This is a genomic window from Arthrobacter gengyunqii (assembly GCF_023022985.1).
In the GTDB taxonomy this organism is placed as follows: domain Bacteria; phylum Actinomycetota; class Actinomycetes; order Actinomycetales; family Micrococcaceae; genus Arthrobacter_B; species Arthrobacter_B gengyunqii.
Window position 1 is genome coordinate 143,466 of sequence record NZ_CP095461.1, and the last position, 14,187, is coordinate 157,652.

Sequence of the window (14,187 nt, forward strand, 5' to 3'; positions counted from 1 at the left end):
GCAGACTGGGTGGCATGTTAGTTGCCTTCTCAGTAGCCCCGTCCGGCGTCGGTCCGGAAACGCCCGCGGGTCCCGCAGCGGCCGATGCCTCAGTGCACGACGCCGTTGCCGCGGCAGTCCGAATTGTGCGCGAGTCCGGCCTGCCCAACCGGACCGACGCCATGTTCACCACCCTTGAGGGGGAGTGGGACGAGGTGATGGAGGTGATCCGCCGTGCCACGGAGGCGGTGGGCCGCTACGGCAGCCGCGTGTCCCTGGTGCTCAAAGCGGACATCCGGCCCGGCCACACCGGTGAACTCGTTGGCAAGGTCGAGCGGCTGGAAGCGGCACTGGAACGCTCTCCGGGAACGGATTCCGGGAGCGGCAGCCCGCTTTCCTGAGGTTCCTTTCCTCCGTCGGTCGGCATCGCTGCGGGGACTTAAACTGGGAGCATGCTCCTTACCCCCAGCGAGACGACGTCGACCGGCCGTCTCCGGACCATCCCGGCTCTCCGGACGACTGACTGATGGGCCGCCAGCGGCCCGGAAAGACTCCCGCCAACTCTGCAGAAACAAGTAATGCGCCTGCCGGCGGGCCGGTGGCCGGAACCTATCCGGTGGACACCGGAACCTGTGAACTGATCCCGGACCAGTTCAACCCCCACGGCTGGATCCTGAAGGTCAACGGAGCGCACAGCTCCCACATCGACGTCGCCGATCCGCGCCTGCTGGACTTTGAATACATGCGCTGGATCGCTGCGCTTGTGGACACGCACTGGGAAGCCGACGCGAAGCTGCGCGCCCTGCACCTTGGTGGCGCCGCCTGCTCCATGGCCCGCTACTTTGCCGCCGGTTTTCCCAACGCCCGCCAGGTGGTGGTGGAACTGGACGGCCGGCTCGCCGAGCTGGTGCGTGCCTGGTTTGACCTGCCGCGCGCGCCCCTGATGCGGCTGCGCGTGGGTGAAGCCCGCGAAGTCACGGAAACCCTGCACGACGACAGCCGTGACCTGGTGATACGTGATGTCTTCGCCGGTGCCAAAACTCCGGAGCGTCTCACCACCCTCGAATTCACGGCCGAGGCGGCGCGGGTGCTGGCCCCGGGAGGGCTCTACATCATCAACTGCGGTGATACTCCGGATCTGCGCGGAGCCCGCCGCGAAGCCGCCGCGGTGTGCCGCGTGTTTGCGCACACCGCCGTCGTCGCGGATCCCGCGATGCTCAAGGGCCGGCGCTACGGCAACATGATTATTGCCGGCAGCGACGCACCGTTTGCCGGGCACCCGTCCCTGCCGCGGACCCTGCTGGGCGGCGGCGTTCCTGCCCATCTGTGGGATGACACCCAAGTGCGCGCCTTTGCCGCGGGCACGCGTCCGCTGACGGACGAAGAGGCGTCCTGACGGATTTTTGGCAGCAAAAAGGCCGTCCGTGATGCACAGTGCACCACGGCCGGCCTTTTTTCATGCCCTTCGAAACCCGGCTGCTTCGGGAACGGGGACTTAGACCCCGAGGGCTGAGGAAATTGCCCCCACGGAGAAGAACACCACGAAGGCTGCGGCCACCACATACATCAGCGGGTGGACTTCCTTGCCGCGGCCTTGGAAGAGGCGGATCACGGCGAAAGTCACGAACCCGGCACCCAGGCCGGTGGCGATGGAGTACGTGAACGGCATCAGGACAATCGTCAGGAACGAGGGAATGGCCAACCCAATGTCGCTCCAGTCGATCTTGCCAACCTGGGAAACCATGAGAAAACCCACCACCACCAGTGCGGGGGCGACAGCCTCAAACGGCACCAGATAAATCAGCGGCGTCAGGAACATGGCGACAATGAAGAGCAGGCCGGTCACCACGGAGGCCAGCCCGGTGCGGGCACCTTCAGCGATGCCGGAGCCGGATTCCACGAAGATCTGATTGGAGGAAACACCCGCGGCACCGCCTGCAACTGCACCGGCTGCATCGACCAGGAGGACGCGGTCCACGTTCGGGATGTGACCGTCTTTGTCGACGGATCCGGCGGCGGACGCCAGGCCCACCATGGTGCCCATCGCGTCAAAGAAGATGCTCAGCAGGATCACGAAGGTCAGCAGGGACGCAGCGACGACACCAAGCGTCTGGAAGGAACCAAAGACGCTGACTTCGCCCAGCAGGGAAAGATCCGGGGCCGCCCACTGCGGCATGCTCGGGGTGACCAGCGACCAGCCGGTTTCGATGCCGGCGCCCTGGGAGCCGGGGGCAGCGACCATCTCGATGATCACGGCGAGGACGGTGGAGGACACGATGCCAATGAGGATGGCGCCCCTGACGTTGCGGGACATCAGGATGATCGTCACGAGCAGGCCAAAGACGAAGACCAGGCTCGGCCAGCCCAGCAACTGGCCCCCGGTGCCCAATTCCAGCGGAACGGTGGTGCCGGCCGCGTCGGGGATGCGGCGGACAAAGCCCGCGTTCACAAAGCCCAACAGTGCAATGAACATGCCGATGCCGACGACGATCGCCGTTTTCAGGCTGGCCGGAACGGCCCTGAAGACCGCGGTCCGGAAACCGGTCAGGACCAGGATGAACATGGTCACGCCGGAAAGCAGGACCAGGCCCATGACGTCGGGCCAGGTCAGGCCCGGATTGGTTGCCACCGTTGCGGCGACGAAGGCGTTGACGCCCAGCCCGGTAGCGAGCGCAAACGGATGCTTGGCCCAGGCACCCATGATGATGGTCAGAACGCCGGCCACGAGGGCGGTGGCAGCAGCGACAGCAGGCCCGGACAGTGTGTTGCCTACGCCGTCCTGGCCGCCGAGGATCAGCGGGTTAAGGACCACGATGTAGCTCATGGCGAAAAATGTGGCCAAACCACCCCGGACTTCGCGGGAGACGGACGAACCCCGTTTGGAGATCTCGAAATACCGGTCCAGTTTTGAACCTTGTTTGAGCATGACGCTTCCTCTGGATGGTGATGGCTGGTAGGGGAAATCCCGCCATTCGATCTTATCGCGCACCATTGGCCGGATGAGGGGGGAGGACGCATTGGGGCGGAGAGCTCGTAACGTGAGATCCGTCGCGTCCGTCCGATTCGGAACTAAGCGCTGCCGGCCCGAACCCCGGAACCAGAGTCGAAAGCCGCGCCGCGCTGAGCCACTTCCTGTCCCGCGCGCTTGGCCTGACGGACCAGTTCGCGGGTGGGCGAAGTAACTGCTTCCCCCGCGCCCACCAGATAGAGCCCCGCACTGCGCAGGGCCCTGCGCCGTTCCGTTCCGGCAGTAAATCCGAGTGAGCGGAGCAGCTTCAGCACTGCCGGGCGCCCGCATCCGGCCAGCACCACGGCGTCGGCCAGCAGCAGGCCGCCGGGGGTGTGAACCGCCCACTTGACGGCCGCCCGGGTCACCGGCGCGGGAATCTTGGAACCCCGCAGCAAGCCCACCGCCTGGACAGCAGTGCCGCGGCGGATGTCCAAAGAGTGGCCCGTCGCGTAACCGTGCAGCAGACGGAGCAGTTCGGCCCGCTCCGGCAGGCCTGCGGCATCCGGAACCGGCACATGGACCGGTTGGCTGTCATGCTGGAGGCCGTCCAGGACAACGGACTCAACACCCCGGCGGTTCAATTCACTCACTACGGCAAGGCCTGTCAATCCGCTGCCAATCACGACGGCGGTGGTCACTTCCGTGTGGATTCCCGCCTCCGGGAGAACTGTATTTGCCGTGCCGTTGACCCTGCGGGCCGCTGTTTCAACCACCGAGGCAACCCCCTGACGTAGATCAAGGCTGCGGGTCCGGCGCCTCTTCCGGTTCCGCAGATGCCCGCCCCGGACGGATGCGGGCAGGTTTTCGGGCTGTGATGCCCCGAAGCATATCCGCCTTTCGCGGTGCCGTGTAGTGCCTCTTACGGTGTGTTCCGGAAGCCGTCTCGCTCCGGGCCGAGGCACTGTAGGCTACCCACTAAAGCCGTGTTTGGCGGCGTTCCTTTGGGGACGCCGGCGGCCGTGGGCGGAGCGAGAGGGGTGCGGCATTGTGAGCAGTTCAATGTGGAGCGAAGACAGCGGACTTGAGGCGTCACCGGGCATTGTCGTGGGGGTGGACGGCTCGGACCAGAGCCTCTGCGCCCTCGTGTGGGCGGCGAAGGAAGCGCAGCGCCGCAGGAGTCCGCTGCATGTGGTCACCGCGTACACCGTCCCGATCTTTGCGGCCTCCTCCATGGATGCCGGCTACACGACGATGGATGACGCCATCATCCGTGAAGGCGCCCAGTCAGTGCTGAACAAGGCCCTGGAACGCATCAGCCAGTACAACATTGAGGTCTTTCCGCGGGTGGAAACCGGAGACGCATCAGCTGTTTTGCTGGAATTGTCGGAGGAAGCAGAGCTGATGGTGGTGGGTTCCCGCGGCCGGGGCGGCTTCGTGGGGCGCCTGCTGGGTTCCGTCTCCAGCGCGCTGCCGGCACATGCCAAATGCCCCACGGTGGTGGTGCCTCTGCGCACTGCAGGAAGACTACCCGAGGCCGGAGTCCGGCCTCCGTCCGGAGCACCCACCGTGCAGACAGTCGAAGACGTGGTGGTGGTGGGCGTGGACGGCTCCGAACAGGGGCGTGCGGCGTCACTCGTCGCCGCTGAGCAAGCCGCGAGCCGAGGATTGCCGCTGCAGATTCTGTGCGCACTGCCGCCCTTCAGCGGCTCCCTTGCCTGGGTGCCGGCACCGCTGGATCTCGAGGCCCTGCATGAGGAAATTGCCGAGCAGCTGCGCGCGGGCCAAGCCTGGCTGCAGAGCCATTTTCCGGAACTGCCCATGTCCGTTCAGCTGCTCGACGGACCTCCCGCGGAGATCATGATCGACCGGACCGCGGACGTGGAGCTGCTCGTCCTGGGCACGCGCGGACGAGGCGGCTTCACCGGCATGCTGATGGGCTCCACCAGCCAAAGCGTTCTGCACCACGCCAAGGGTCCGGTGATGGTGGTTCCCGATCACGAGGATCCTCGCCTGGCGGACCGGGCGGCTTTCGGCTCCCTTCCCCAGGAGTGAAGCCGGCCGGCTGCAGGGTCAGGCGTGGTGCTGCCCCTCGTGGATGGCGTGTGTGGCGGGTTCCAGCTGGAAAGTGCAGTGCTCCGTGTCGAAGTGCTCGCTGAGGCATGCCGTGAGACGGTCCAGCAGCTGGTCCATCCGCTCGGAGGTGAGGTGGTCGTCGTCGACCACCACGTGGGCGGAGAACACGGGGACCCCTGAGGTGATGGTCCAGATGTGGATGTCATGCGCGTCCGAGATGCCGTCCACCCGGACAATGTGGTCGCGAATCATCTCGGCGTCCACTCCCTGCGGTGTGGCTTCGAGGAGGACATCGATGACTTCCTTCAGCAGTGACCACGCGCGGGGCAGGATCATCAGGGCTATCAGGATGGAAGCCCAGGTGTCCGCCTGCTGGTAACCCGTGAGCATGATGACGACGGCTGACACAACGACGGCGGCGGATCCCAGCAGGTCGCCCAGGACTTCCAGATAGGCGCCGCGTACGTTCAGGCTTTCCTTGCGGCCGCTTTGCAGCACCAGCAGCGATGCGAGGTTGGCCAGTCCGCCCACAATTGCGGCACCGAGCATGAGGCCGGTGTGCACTTCGGGTTCAGTTCCGAAGCGGCGGATGGCCTCAACGAAAATGACGGTGGCAATGACGATCAGCAGCATCGCATTTGCCAGCGCGGCAAGCACTTCGGCGCGTTGATAGCCGTAGGTGCGGCGCTTGGTGGCTGGCCGGGTCGCAATCCAGGCGGCCACCAGCGCTATGGAAACGCCGGCGGCGTCGGAGAGCATGTGCCCTGCATCGGCCAGCAGCGCCAGCGAGCCGGAGAGCAGGGCGCCCACCACCTGCAGGAAAACCACGCTGATGGTGATGAGGAAAACGATCAGCAGTTTGCGTCGGTGCTTGCCGGTTGCGGTTCCTGCGGGCAGTCCGTGACTGTGGCCGTGATGATCTCCCATGACTTAAGGCTAACTATCCCCAGCCAAGTTCATGCAGGCGCTCGTCGTCGATCCCGAAATGGTGGGCCACCTCGTGGATGACCGTGATGCGGATTTCATCCACCAGTTCATCCCGGGTGGAACACATCCGCATCAGCGGTCCGCGGAAAATGACAATGCGGTCCGGCAGCGAACCGGCGTCCCACCAGGAATCGCGTTCTGTCAGCGGGGTGCCGTCGTACAGGCCAAGCAGTTCGGTCTCAGGATCCTCGCCGGGGAGAGGCACGTACTCGTCCTCGATGAAGATGGCGACGTTGTTCATGGCAGCGGCCAGATCCGCGGGGATGGAGTCCAGAGCGTCATCCACCGCGGTTTCGAAGTCTTCGGGAAGCATGTCTATGGGCACCTAAGCCACTCTAACGGGACAGTGTGTCGGGGCCGCCGCCGCAGCCGTTTTGCTGTTTGCCCCAACAGGCCCTATAGTTTTATGAGTCCACAGGGGCGCAAACGAACGGAAACTTCCGCTTCAAAGCGTTCCCGTGTGTTCTAAAGGCCCCCATCGTCTAGCGGCCTAGGACACCGCCCTTTCACGGCGGCGGCACGGGTTCGAATCCCGTTGGGGGTACTCAGGAGTGGTAATCGGACCGGCGAAATGCTGGTAGAGTTTACACTCGTGAAAAGCAAGGCCCTGTAGCGCAGTTGGTTAGCGCGCCGCCCTGTCACGGCGGAGGTCGCGGGTTCGAGTCCCGTCAGGGTCGCTCAGATTTTCTGAAGCGATTTGGAAGATCTCGGTGATCATCGGTAGCGATGATGCCCGGCTCTGTAGCTCAGTTGGTAGAGCGTTCGACTGAAAATCGAAAGGTCACCGGATCGACGCCGGTCGGAGCCACCAGCTAAAACCCCGGACTTACGAGTCCGGGGTTTTTCTTTTAACTGCCCTCGCCTCCGGTCCGGGTCGCGGCCCCGGAGCCTTTGCAATGATGAGCCAGAGAATATCCTTCATCAAATAGGTCAGTTTATCGGCGTCGCGGTCTCAGCCGTCCAAACCCGCCCCGACGCGGAAAAAGCGCTCTGCTCTCTTCCCAAAATCCGTACGTTGACGCTTGACTGGTCCCTGAATCTACTTCGGAGGCAATGATGGCGACGGAAGATACACAGGGTTTTGCGTGGGAAAGTGCTGCCACGCACCAGAGCGAGGACCTGACGGAAGCGCAGTGCTGGACGCTGTTGTCCGGCAGGGGGACCGGGCGGGTGGCATATCTGGACAACGGCCGGGTGCTGGTTTATCCGGTCAACTACGTTGTCCACGACCAAGGTGTTTATTTCCGGACCGCACACGACGGGTTCCTGGGCGGCGGACCGGAGCACCAAAGCGCGTCCTTCCAGATTGACCACCATGATCCCGGCCGCATGGACGGCTGGTCCGTCCTGCTCAGCGGAAGGGCCGAGCCCGTCACGGACGCCGACCTGCTGACCGAACTCTGGGGGCGCCGCATGGATGAGCCGTGGGGCGGCGGGCAGCGTGATGTCTTCATCGGCATTGAGCCCGGGCTCCTTACCGGGCGCAGGGTGGGACGGCATTGAGTGCCGCCCGCTGCCCTGCCTGCCCAAAGGACAGAGCCGCAGGATACGCTTTGCAGCATGGATGACGCCCAGAACCAGTTCCTGTCCGCAGCCCAGGGCGGCCCCGCCCGGCCGGAATCGGTGGATGCAGCAGCCCGCCGGGCCCCCGTGCACGCACCTGTTCCCCCGCAGGCGCCGTCAGCGGCCTCCGCCGCGGTCCCAGCAGAAGTTCCCCCCACCGTGATCGGCGGCAAAACTGCCATCAGCGAGCAGGCAGTGGCGAAAGTTGCCGCCATTGCCGCCCGATCCGTGGCAGGGGTTTACGCACTGGGCACCGGTTCCGGGCGTGCGCTCGGCGCCGTCCGCGACGCGGTGGGAGGTTCCAGCGCCACCCAGGGAGTCCACGTTGAAGTGGGCGAGACCGAAGTGGCGGTTGACGTCACCCTCGTGGCTGTTTACGGGACCCCGCTGACCCGGATTGCCGACAACGTTCGTGCCGCCGTCTACGCCGCGGTGGAATCGCTGGTGGGACTGCGGGTGGTGGAAGTGAACGTAGACGTGAATGACGTCCAGATTCCGGGCGCGGCCGAAGGCAAGCCCGGCTCCGCGCCCGAATCCGCGTAGCGGAAGGGCTGCGGCAGTATCCGTTATAGGGTCGAAGAAGAGTTCGGGATCACCGTCATGAGGCAGGAACTATGAAACCAACCGTTACGGGCATGGCGATCGGAGCCGTTCTGGCCTTCACCGCCCTGATTTTCGATTTTTGGGGCTTCCTGCTGATGGCACTGTTCATTGCCGTGGGAGCCCTGTGCGGACGCGCCGCGGAGGGCAAGGTCGATTTCCGCACGGTCCGCGATGCGCTGACCGGACGCCGTTCATCCTCGTGAGCTCCGCAGTCCTGCCCGCAGCACCGTTCGCTGAACCCGGAACCGGCCTCGCCGGACATAACCGGATCAGCACCCAGGCACTGACCTCCACGGCCAAAGCGGCCGCCGCCGAATTCTTTCGGGTTCCGCCGGCACAGATCAGGGTTACCTGGTCCGATGACCAGGGCATGCTTGCAATGTCCCTGGCCCTGCCGGTCGCCCTTCCGCCGCTGAACCGCATTGCGGCTGACCCGGGCCTGGTCAGCCGGGCGGGCGGATCGGTCTGGGACCGCGCCCACGCGGCCAAACCCCTGCTCAGGGACAGGGTCACGGAACTTACCGGATCATTGGTTTCAAGGGTGGACGTGCGCATCACCGGCGTCCAGCTTGAGGAAGGAAGCAGGGTCCGGTGAGCAGCAACGACGTCCGCACGCGCCAGATCGTGCGCCGCGAAACCCACGCCAGCCGGGCGGCCGCCTCCGTGGTGGCCGTGATCCTGGGCATTCTCTTCTGCCTTTATGTCCTGCTGGAAGCAACCCTTCAAACCCTGGGCCAGGATGCTTGGCTCACTGACCCTGCCGCCCTGGGCGCCTGGTTGTCACGGCTGCCGGAGAATGCCGACTCAGCCATTCTGGGACTGAGCGGACTGCTCATCCTCCTGGCGGGCCTCGTGCTGTTCCTGCAGGCGGTTCTGCCGGGCCGGCGCCCGCGTTACGCCCTGCCCAACCCGCGCGCCGCCGTCGTGGTGGATGCCGAAGTGCTGGCGTCGTCACTGGCCCGGCGGGCGCGTCTCACCGCCGGTGTTACTTCCGAGCAGGTGCTGGTGACCGTTGGCCGCACCCGCGTCGACGTCCGCATCCGCCCCACCTCGGGCGTCCCGGTCGATGAGGATGCGGTGCGGAACGCCGTGGCCGAGGAGCTGGAGCTGACCGGACTGGAACCGCGGCCCGAGGTCCGTGTGCAGGTCTCCCAGATGGGGGTGATCGGACAGTGAACCGCACGCCCCGCGCACTGAACCGCTTCCTGCTGGGCCTTCTTGGGCTGATCCTCATCGGGCTCGGCGGCGGCTTGCTCTGGCTCAGCCTCGACAGCGGCGCCGCCCGCCGCTGGCAGGGCTTCGCGCCCGGACTGTTGGAGAGGGTCGAGGCTTTTGGGGCTGACACTGCCCTGCCGGGGCAGTCGCAGAGCTGGATCTGGCCCCTGCTGGTGGTGGCCATGGTCGTGGCGATCGTGTTCCTGGTCCTTTGGGCGGCAGCGCAGGGCCGCGGACGAACCGGCACCCTGATCTCGGAATACGACGACGACGGCGCACCGGGCCGTGTGGCGATCAGCGGCGCGGTGGCGGAGCAGGCGCTCCGGTCGGCCCTGCAGGAAAACCCCGATGTGGCAGCTGCCGCCGTCAGCACCTATGACGTGCGGGGCAGTTCTGCGCTTCGGATCCGGATCAATCCCCGGCAGGGAGCGGCACCGCACTTGATTGCCGCCGACGCCACGCACCTGGTGGAAGCACTCGACGCTGCCCTGGGCCGGGAACCGGCGGTGCTGATCAGCATCGATGCCGGCCGCAAACTGCGCTTCAACCGCGAGGACCGGGTCCGCTAGGTCCGCGCTCCGTCAGCTGGCGCGGGCCAGCTGACGGATGGGAATCCATCGGTTGGCCAGCCTGCGGTAGGAGGCGGCGGCCCCGGTCATGTCACCTTCCGCCAGTGATTCGATGCCCAACCGGACATCCGACGGGGAATCGTCGGGGAACACCAGGTCCGCCACCGGACCGTAGTCCAGCTCCAGCACTGCGTCCTCGGAGAAAACCTCCAGCCAATTCGTCAGCTCGTCCAGTTCATCCAGCAGATCCAGCTCAGGCGCCACGAGCGCCAGGGAAGCCATGGCGCCGCGTGCCCGTTCCAGGGACTGGCCCACCGGTGCCGCGAGCCGGACGGTCTGCACCTTGCCGTCATCCTCCACCACCTCGCTGTGGTCATCCTCGTGCAGCAGCACAAACCAACCGAACGGGACGCCCCAGGTCGCCGAGCGCGTGTGCAGCCGTGCCAGCGAGTCGGCAAACGAATCAGGATCTATCCGGGCGGCGTGCGCCTCGCGGGCCACTTCCGGCACCAGGACATCGACCAGGGGGCCGCGGATGCTTTCGCCCAGTGATTCGGCGGCCAGTGAGGCCCTGACCGCCAGCTGGTTGGGGCAGTACAGTCTGCGGGTGGACCCTTCATGGCCCGGGTAATGCAGTACCCTCACCAGGTCGGAGGAACCGTGCGGAAAGGGATCCGAAACAGCACGGACCAGCCGGCGCACGGCGTCACTGCGTTCCAGGACCTCGGTCTCATGGCGTCCCCGGGACCGCTGATCCAAGATGGCCAGTTGCTGGCCATCGTCAAACACGTCCAGCGGCTCATAGACACGCAGATGCGACACGTAGGGGAACGTGCGGTGCAGGGGCTGCTGAGGCCGCGGGCTCATGGTCAGTCCAGCTCCACGATGACGGGAGCGTGGTCAGAGGCACCCTTGCCCTTGCGCTCCTCGCGGTCAATGGAGGCGCCGGTGACCCGGGCGGCAAGAGCGGGGGAACCGAGGACGAAGTCGATGCGCATGCCTTCCTTCTTCGGGAAACGCAGCTGCGTGTAGTCCCAGTACGTGTACACGCCGGGTCCCGGCGTGTACGGCCGGACGACGTCGGTGAGCCCGGCGTCGAGGAAAGCTTGGAATGCCGCTCGCTCCGGTTCGGTGACGTGGGTGGCATTCTGGGCGCGGAACCAGTCGATGTCCCACACATCGTCATCCTGCGGGGCGATGTTCCAGTCACCCATCAGTGCCAGCGGCAGGTCCGGGTTCTCCTTCATCCAGCCTGCGGCCTGATCCTTAAGGATGTCCAGCCACTGCAGCTTGTACGGCATGTGGGGATCGCCCACGGCGCGGCCGTTGGGGACGTACAGGCTCCACACCCGCACGCCGTTGCAGGTGGCACCGATGGCGCGGGCCTCGGTGGCGGTGGTGGCCTCGGTCTTGCCGAACGCCGGCTGGCCCGGGAAGGTGCGCTCGACGTCGTCGAGCCCCACCCGGGAGGCGATGGCCACGCCGTTCCACTGGCTCAGGCCGAAGTGGGCAACTTCGTAGCCGTTGTTCTCAAAGATTTCCCACGGAAAATTTTCGTCCTTGGCTTTGGTTTCCTGAATGGCCAGGACATCGACGTCGGAGCGCTGCAGCCACGCCTCAACGCGGTCGGCACGGGCACGGATGGAGTTCACATTCCACGTAGCAATCTTCACCCTTGCTACGTTACCGAATGTCCGCCCGGTTCACGGCATGACTTCCGGCTTCCACCATGTGTCCAGAATGCTCACCGGCACGGTCCGCTTGTGCCGGGTCATCAGGAATCTGCGCTCGATCTTCTCAGCCGCTTCGTCCGGGACCTCGCGTCCTTCAAGGTAGTCGTCAATGGTGTCGTAGGAGATGCCCAGCTCCGTCTCATCGGTCTGGCCCGGGGCATTATCCAACAGGTCCGCGGTGGGAGCCTTGTGCACCAGGGATTCCGGGGCGCCGAGTTCGGCCAGCAGCTGCCGGTTCTGGCGCTTGTTCAGGCCGAACAGCGGCAGGACGTCAGCGCCGCCGTCGCCGTATTTCGTGAAGAACCCGGTGACGGATTCAGCGCCGTGGTCCGTGCCAATGACCAGCAGGTTGTGCTGGCCGGCCACCGCGTACTGGGCCGTCATCCGGGCCCGTGCCTTGATGTTGCCCTTGTTGAAGTCGCTGATCCGCTCGCCGGTCATCTTGACGTACTCGTCTTCGTAGCCGTCCACGGCCGGCGCCACGTTGTAGACCCAGGAGACGTCGGGACGGATGAACTCGAGGGCGGCCTGCGCGTCCGCTTCGTCATGCTGGACCTGGTAGGGCAGGCGGAGGGCAATGAACTGCGCCTCGGTGCCTTCAGCAGTGAGCTCATCCACCGCCAGCTGGGCCAGACGGCCGGCCAGGGTGGAGTCGATCCCTCCGCTGATGCCCAGGACAAACCCGCCGGTATGGGAAGCGGCGCGATAGGCCTTCAGGAAGTCCACGCGCCGGCGGATTTCCGCACCGGCATCAATGGTGGGCTGCACGCCCATTTCCGCGATGATTTCAGCTTGTAATTGGCGCATGTATCCCAGCCTATATCCCCCGTCACATCCGTGTGTGGGAAAGGGGCCCTCGGCTAGGATGGAGGCCATGACTGCGCCCGCTTTGCCTGCTGCCCGTGCCCGCCTTTTGGATCTCATCAGTGACCTGGCCGTGGTCCGGGGAAAGGTGACACTGTCTTCCGGCGCCGAGGCCGACTACTACATTGACCTTCGCCGCATTACCCTCCACCACGAGGCCTCCCAGCTGGTGGGCGATGTGATGCTGGACCTGATTGACGGAGCCGGCCTTTCCTTTGAGAGCGCCGGCGGGCTGACCATGGGCGCCGATCCGGTGGCCACCGCTGTGATGAATGCCGGTGCCCGTGCCGGCCGGCCGATCGACGCCTTCGTGGTGCGCAAGGCGCAGAAGTCCTACGGCATGGGCCGGCAGGTTGAGGGCCCCGATGTTGCCGGCCGCAACGTGGTGGTCCTGGAAGACACCTCCACCACGGGCGGATCGGCGCTGGCCGCCGTGGAAGGCGTCCGGCGGGCCGGCGGAAACGTGGTGGCCGTTGCCGTCATCGTGGACCGGAACACGGGATCGAAGGAACGCATTGAAGCTGAAGCCGGAGTGCCGTATCTCTATGCATTCGGCAAGGATGAGCTGGGTCTGGACTAAGGCCGCGGCGGCAACGGCGGGACCTGCATTGCCGGGCGCGGGACCCGGGCTGCCGTGACCGGGGATCCGGCAGAGTTCCTGCGGTCCGCAGAAAACCTCAAACGGTACTCCCGGCGCCGTTTTCTGGCCGGCAGCGCACTGGGGTTGACCCTGGCCGCGGATTTGTTGGTGACCCGCCAAATCCAGCGGTACCGGGAAGATCTGGAAATCCTTCGGGTCCGGGACGAGACCGCGGAACGGCGGTTCCCCACGGCTTCCTGGTTCCTGTTTCCGGGCTACAAGACCAGCTGGGAAGAGACGGTCTGGCTCCTCAATTCCCTGCGCCCGGCGCTGGCTTCACGCGGCCAGCTTGCCGGGGTGGGTTATTCCAACCGGGGCCTGGACGTCGATGACATCGTGGCCGCCGTGTACCGCTACATCCGAAATCATCAGCTGCGGCGCATCTACTTTTACGGCCACAGTTTCGGCGGGATGCTCGCCGTCGAGGTGGCGGCCAGGCTGCTGGAGCGCGGCGTCGCCGTCGAACTCATCATCCTGGACTCCAGCCCGGCCGGCCCGCAGGACGTCCTGGACCGGGCGATGTTTGAGGGCGTCGTGGCCCTGTACGACGCCGGCTACCGGATTCCCAGCGTGGTCCGCGGCGGGTATGAACTGGGGGAGCGGGTGCTGCACAAGGACGAACGGACCTGGCGGACGGTGGTGGACCAGACCCTGGAGCAGCTTTCGCCGCTGGCGCCGTCGACCACCCTGATCCAGTCCGAAGCGTCCTACATCTTCCACTACGAGGCGACGCGCTATGCCGGTGCCCTGGGCGGCACCTCGCTGGCGTTCATCGGTAATCCGGACGACAAGACGGTCAATTACTTCGGCGCCAAGTATGAATGGGCCGCAGTGTTCCCGCGCAACCTCGTCTCCAACGACCTGGTGACCGAAGGAGCCAGCCCGGCGCATGCCAGCCCGCAGTGGAATCCCGGCGTTTACCAGCGGGTGGTGCGCGACGTGCTGCGGCAATACTCTCCTCCGGAACAGGGCGGCGGCCTGAAATCCGTGTTCTGACCCAGGCGCCCGAAC

At 65.6% G+C, this 14,187-nt stretch carries 18 protein-coding genes and 3 tRNA genes; 14 read left to right on the forward strand and 7 right to left on the reverse strand.

What is annotated here, in order from left to right:
• Positions 1-14: 14 nt before the first annotated feature.
• Both MUG94_RS00705 and MUG94_RS00710 read left to right on the forward strand, forming a co-directional pair.
• A complete protein-coding gene (locus MUG94_RS00705) occupies positions 15-380 on the forward strand; it encodes a thiamine-binding protein (protein ID WP_227907516.1) in 366 nt (121 codons plus the stop codon).
• A 125-nt stretch (positions 381-505) separates the two neighbouring features.
• The gene (locus MUG94_RS00710; RefSeq protein ID WP_227907518.1) at positions 506-1,375 is read left to right on the forward strand and encodes a spermidine synthase; all 870 of its coding nucleotides are present in this window, start codon (positions 506-508) and stop codon (positions 1,373-1,375) included.
• Between the two features lie 99 nt (positions 1,376-1,474).
• Here the strand turns inward: MUG94_RS00710 and MUG94_RS00715 are convergent, their stop codons facing one another.
• Both MUG94_RS00715 and MUG94_RS00720 read right to left on the reverse strand, forming a co-directional pair.
• Complete coding sequence (locus MUG94_RS00715; RefSeq protein WP_227907521.1) at positions 1,475-2,905, reverse strand: NCS2 family permease; 1,431 nt, start codon at positions 2,903-2,905, stop codon at positions 1,475-1,477.
• 143 nt (positions 2,906-3,048) lie between these two features.
• Entirely contained in the window at positions 3,049-3,702 is a 654-nt protein-coding gene (locus tag MUG94_RS00720; RefSeq protein WP_227907523.1) for an NAD(P)/FAD-dependent oxidoreductase, read from the reverse strand.
• A gap of 286 nt (positions 3,703-3,988) precedes the next feature.
• Here MUG94_RS00720 and MUG94_RS00725 point away from each other — a divergent pair, with 286 nt between their 5' ends.
• The gene (locus MUG94_RS00725; protein WP_227907566.1) at positions 3,989-4,981 is read left to right on the forward strand and encodes a universal stress protein; all 993 of its coding nucleotides are present in this window, start codon (positions 3,989-3,991) and stop codon (positions 4,979-4,981) included.
• A gap of 18 nt (positions 4,982-4,999) precedes the next feature.
• Here MUG94_RS00725 and MUG94_RS00730 read toward each other — a convergent pair whose 3' ends face one another.
• Positions 5,000-5,929 (reverse strand): cation diffusion facilitator family transporter, encoded by a 930-nt coding sequence (locus MUG94_RS00730; RefSeq protein WP_227891064.1) that lies wholly within the window; start codon positions 5,927-5,929, stop codon positions 5,000-5,002.
• 13 nt (positions 5,930-5,942) lie between these two features.
• Positions 5,943-6,302, reverse strand: coding sequence for a metallopeptidase family protein (locus tag MUG94_RS00735; protein WP_227891137.1), 360 nt, complete (start codon positions 6,300-6,302; stop codon positions 5,943-5,945).
• 158 nt (positions 6,303-6,460) lie between these two features.
• Between MUG94_RS00735 and MUG94_RS00740 the strand changes: the two genes are divergently transcribed.
• The 9 genes from MUG94_RS00740 to MUG94_RS00780 all read left to right on the forward strand — a co-directional run bounded on the left by MUG94_RS00740 (position 6,461) and on the right by MUG94_RS00780 (position 9,939).
• A tRNA-Glu gene (locus tag MUG94_RS00740) sits at positions 6,461-6,533 on the forward strand.
• A gap of 59 nt (positions 6,534-6,592) precedes the next feature.
• Positions 6,593-6,666, forward strand: a tRNA-Asp gene (locus tag MUG94_RS00745).
• Between the two features lie 58 nt (positions 6,667-6,724).
• Positions 6,725-6,800, forward strand: a tRNA-Phe gene (locus MUG94_RS00750).
• Positions 6,801-7,045: 245 nt separating this feature from the next.
• On the forward strand, positions 7,046-7,492 hold the full coding sequence (locus tag MUG94_RS00755; protein WP_227907525.1) for a pyridoxamine 5'-phosphate oxidase family protein: 447 nt from the start codon (positions 7,046-7,048) through the stop codon (positions 7,490-7,492).
• A gap of 57 nt (positions 7,493-7,549) precedes the next feature.
• The gene (locus tag MUG94_RS00760; RefSeq protein WP_227907527.1) at positions 7,550-8,095 is read left to right on the forward strand and encodes an Asp23/Gls24 family envelope stress response protein; all 546 of its coding nucleotides are present in this window, start codon (positions 7,550-7,552) and stop codon (positions 8,093-8,095) included.
• Positions 8,096-8,166: 71 nt separating this feature from the next.
• Complete coding sequence (locus tag MUG94_RS00765) at positions 8,167-8,358, forward strand: DUF2273 domain-containing protein (RefSeq protein ID WP_152220571.1); 192 nt, start codon at positions 8,167-8,169, stop codon at positions 8,356-8,358.
• Positions 8,355-8,750, forward strand: a complete 396-nt coding sequence (locus MUG94_RS00770; protein ID WP_227891067.1) for a hypothetical protein — start codon at positions 8,355-8,357, stop codon at positions 8,748-8,750. The genes MUG94_RS00765 and MUG94_RS00770 overlap by 4 nt, the downstream gene beginning before the upstream one ends.
• Positions 8,747-9,331, forward strand: a complete 585-nt coding sequence (locus MUG94_RS00775; RefSeq protein WP_227891068.1) for a DUF6286 domain-containing protein — start codon at positions 8,747-8,749, stop codon at positions 9,329-9,331. The genes MUG94_RS00770 and MUG94_RS00775 overlap by 4 nt, the downstream gene beginning before the upstream one ends.
• Complete coding sequence (locus MUG94_RS00780; RefSeq protein ID WP_227891069.1) at positions 9,328-9,939, forward strand: hypothetical protein; 612 nt, start codon at positions 9,328-9,330, stop codon at positions 9,937-9,939. Before MUG94_RS00775 ends, MUG94_RS00780 begins: the two co-directional genes overlap by 4 nt.
• Positions 9,940-9,951: 12 nt before the next feature.
• Here MUG94_RS00780 and MUG94_RS00785 read toward each other — a convergent pair whose 3' ends face one another.
• Genes MUG94_RS00785 through nadE form a run of 3 tightly spaced genes read right to left on the reverse strand, consistent with a single transcriptional unit; the run spans position 9,952 to position 12,479 of the window.
• Entirely contained in the window at positions 9,952-10,806 is an 855-nt protein-coding gene (locus MUG94_RS00785) for a DUF8083 family protein (protein ID WP_227891070.1), read from the reverse strand.
• A gap of 2 nt (positions 10,807-10,808) precedes the next feature.
• Complete coding sequence (locus MUG94_RS00790; protein ID WP_227891071.1) at positions 10,809-11,612, reverse strand: exodeoxyribonuclease III; 804 nt, start codon at positions 11,610-11,612, stop codon at positions 10,809-10,811.
• Between the two features lie 30 nt (positions 11,613-11,642).
• Entirely contained in the window at positions 11,643-12,479 is an 837-nt protein-coding gene (nadE, locus tag MUG94_RS00795; RefSeq protein ID WP_227907529.1) for an NAD(+) synthase, read from the reverse strand.
• A 58-nt stretch (positions 12,480-12,537) separates the two neighbouring features.
• Here nadE and pyrE point away from each other — a divergent pair, with 58 nt between their 5' ends.
• Together pyrE and MUG94_RS00805 are read left to right on the forward strand one after the other, a co-directional pair.
• Positions 12,538-13,116, forward strand: a complete 579-nt coding sequence (gene pyrE, locus MUG94_RS00800; protein WP_423724312.1) for an orotate phosphoribosyltransferase — start codon at positions 12,538-12,540, stop codon at positions 13,114-13,116.
• 54 nt (positions 13,117-13,170) lie between these two features.
• Positions 13,171-14,172 carry an alpha/beta hydrolase gene (locus MUG94_RS00805; RefSeq protein WP_227907532.1) on the forward strand — a complete coding sequence of 334 codons (1,002 nt, stop codon included), beginning with the start codon at positions 13,171-13,173 and terminating at the stop codon, positions 14,170-14,172.
• Positions 14,173-14,187: the final 15 nt, after the last annotated feature.

Bases quoted from the DNA above. Each gene is read 5' to 3' on its own strand.
- MUG94_RS00715 (WP_227907521.1), bottom strand. From the start codon at position 2,905: ATGCTCAAACAAGGTTCAAAACTGGACCGGTATTTCGAGATCTCCAAA.
- MUG94_RS00755 (WP_227907525.1), top strand. From the start codon at position 7,046: ATGGCGACGGAAGATACACAGGGTTTTGCGTGGGAAAGTGCTGCCACG.
- MUG94_RS00730 (WP_227891064.1), bottom strand. From the start codon at position 5,929: ATGGGAGATCATCACGGCCACAGTCACGGACTGCCCGCAGGAACCGCA.
- nadE (WP_227907529.1), bottom strand. From the start codon at position 12,479: ATGCGCCAATTACAAGCTGAAATCATCGCGGAAATGGGCGTGCAGCCC.
- MUG94_RS00760 (WP_227907527.1), top strand. From the start codon at position 7,550: ATGGATGACGCCCAGAACCAGTTCCTGTCCGCAGCCCAGGGCGGCCCC.
- MUG94_RS00705 (WP_227907516.1), top strand. From the start codon at position 15: ATGTTAGTTGCCTTCTCAGTAGCCCCGTCCGGCGTCGGTCCGGAAACG.
- MUG94_RS00735 (WP_227891137.1), bottom strand. From the start codon at position 6,302: ATGCTTCCCGAAGACTTCGAAACCGCGGTGGATGACGCTCTGGACTCC.
- MUG94_RS00785 (WP_227891070.1), bottom strand. From the start codon at position 10,806: ATGAGCCCGCGGCCTCAGCAGCCCCTGCACCGCACGTTCCCCTACGTG.
- MUG94_RS00710 (WP_227907518.1), top strand. From the start codon at position 506: ATGGGCCGCCAGCGGCCCGGAAAGACTCCCGCCAACTCTGCAGAAACA.
- pyrE (WP_423724312.1), top strand. From the start codon at position 12,538: ATGGAGGCCATGACTGCGCCCGCTTTGCCTGCTGCCCGTGCCCGCCTT.
- MUG94_RS00725 (WP_227907566.1), top strand. From the start codon at position 3,989: ATGTGGAGCGAAGACAGCGGACTTGAGGCGTCACCGGGCATTGTCGTG.
- MUG94_RS00765 (WP_152220571.1), top strand. From the start codon at position 8,167: ATGAAACCAACCGTTACGGGCATGGCGATCGGAGCCGTTCTGGCCTTC.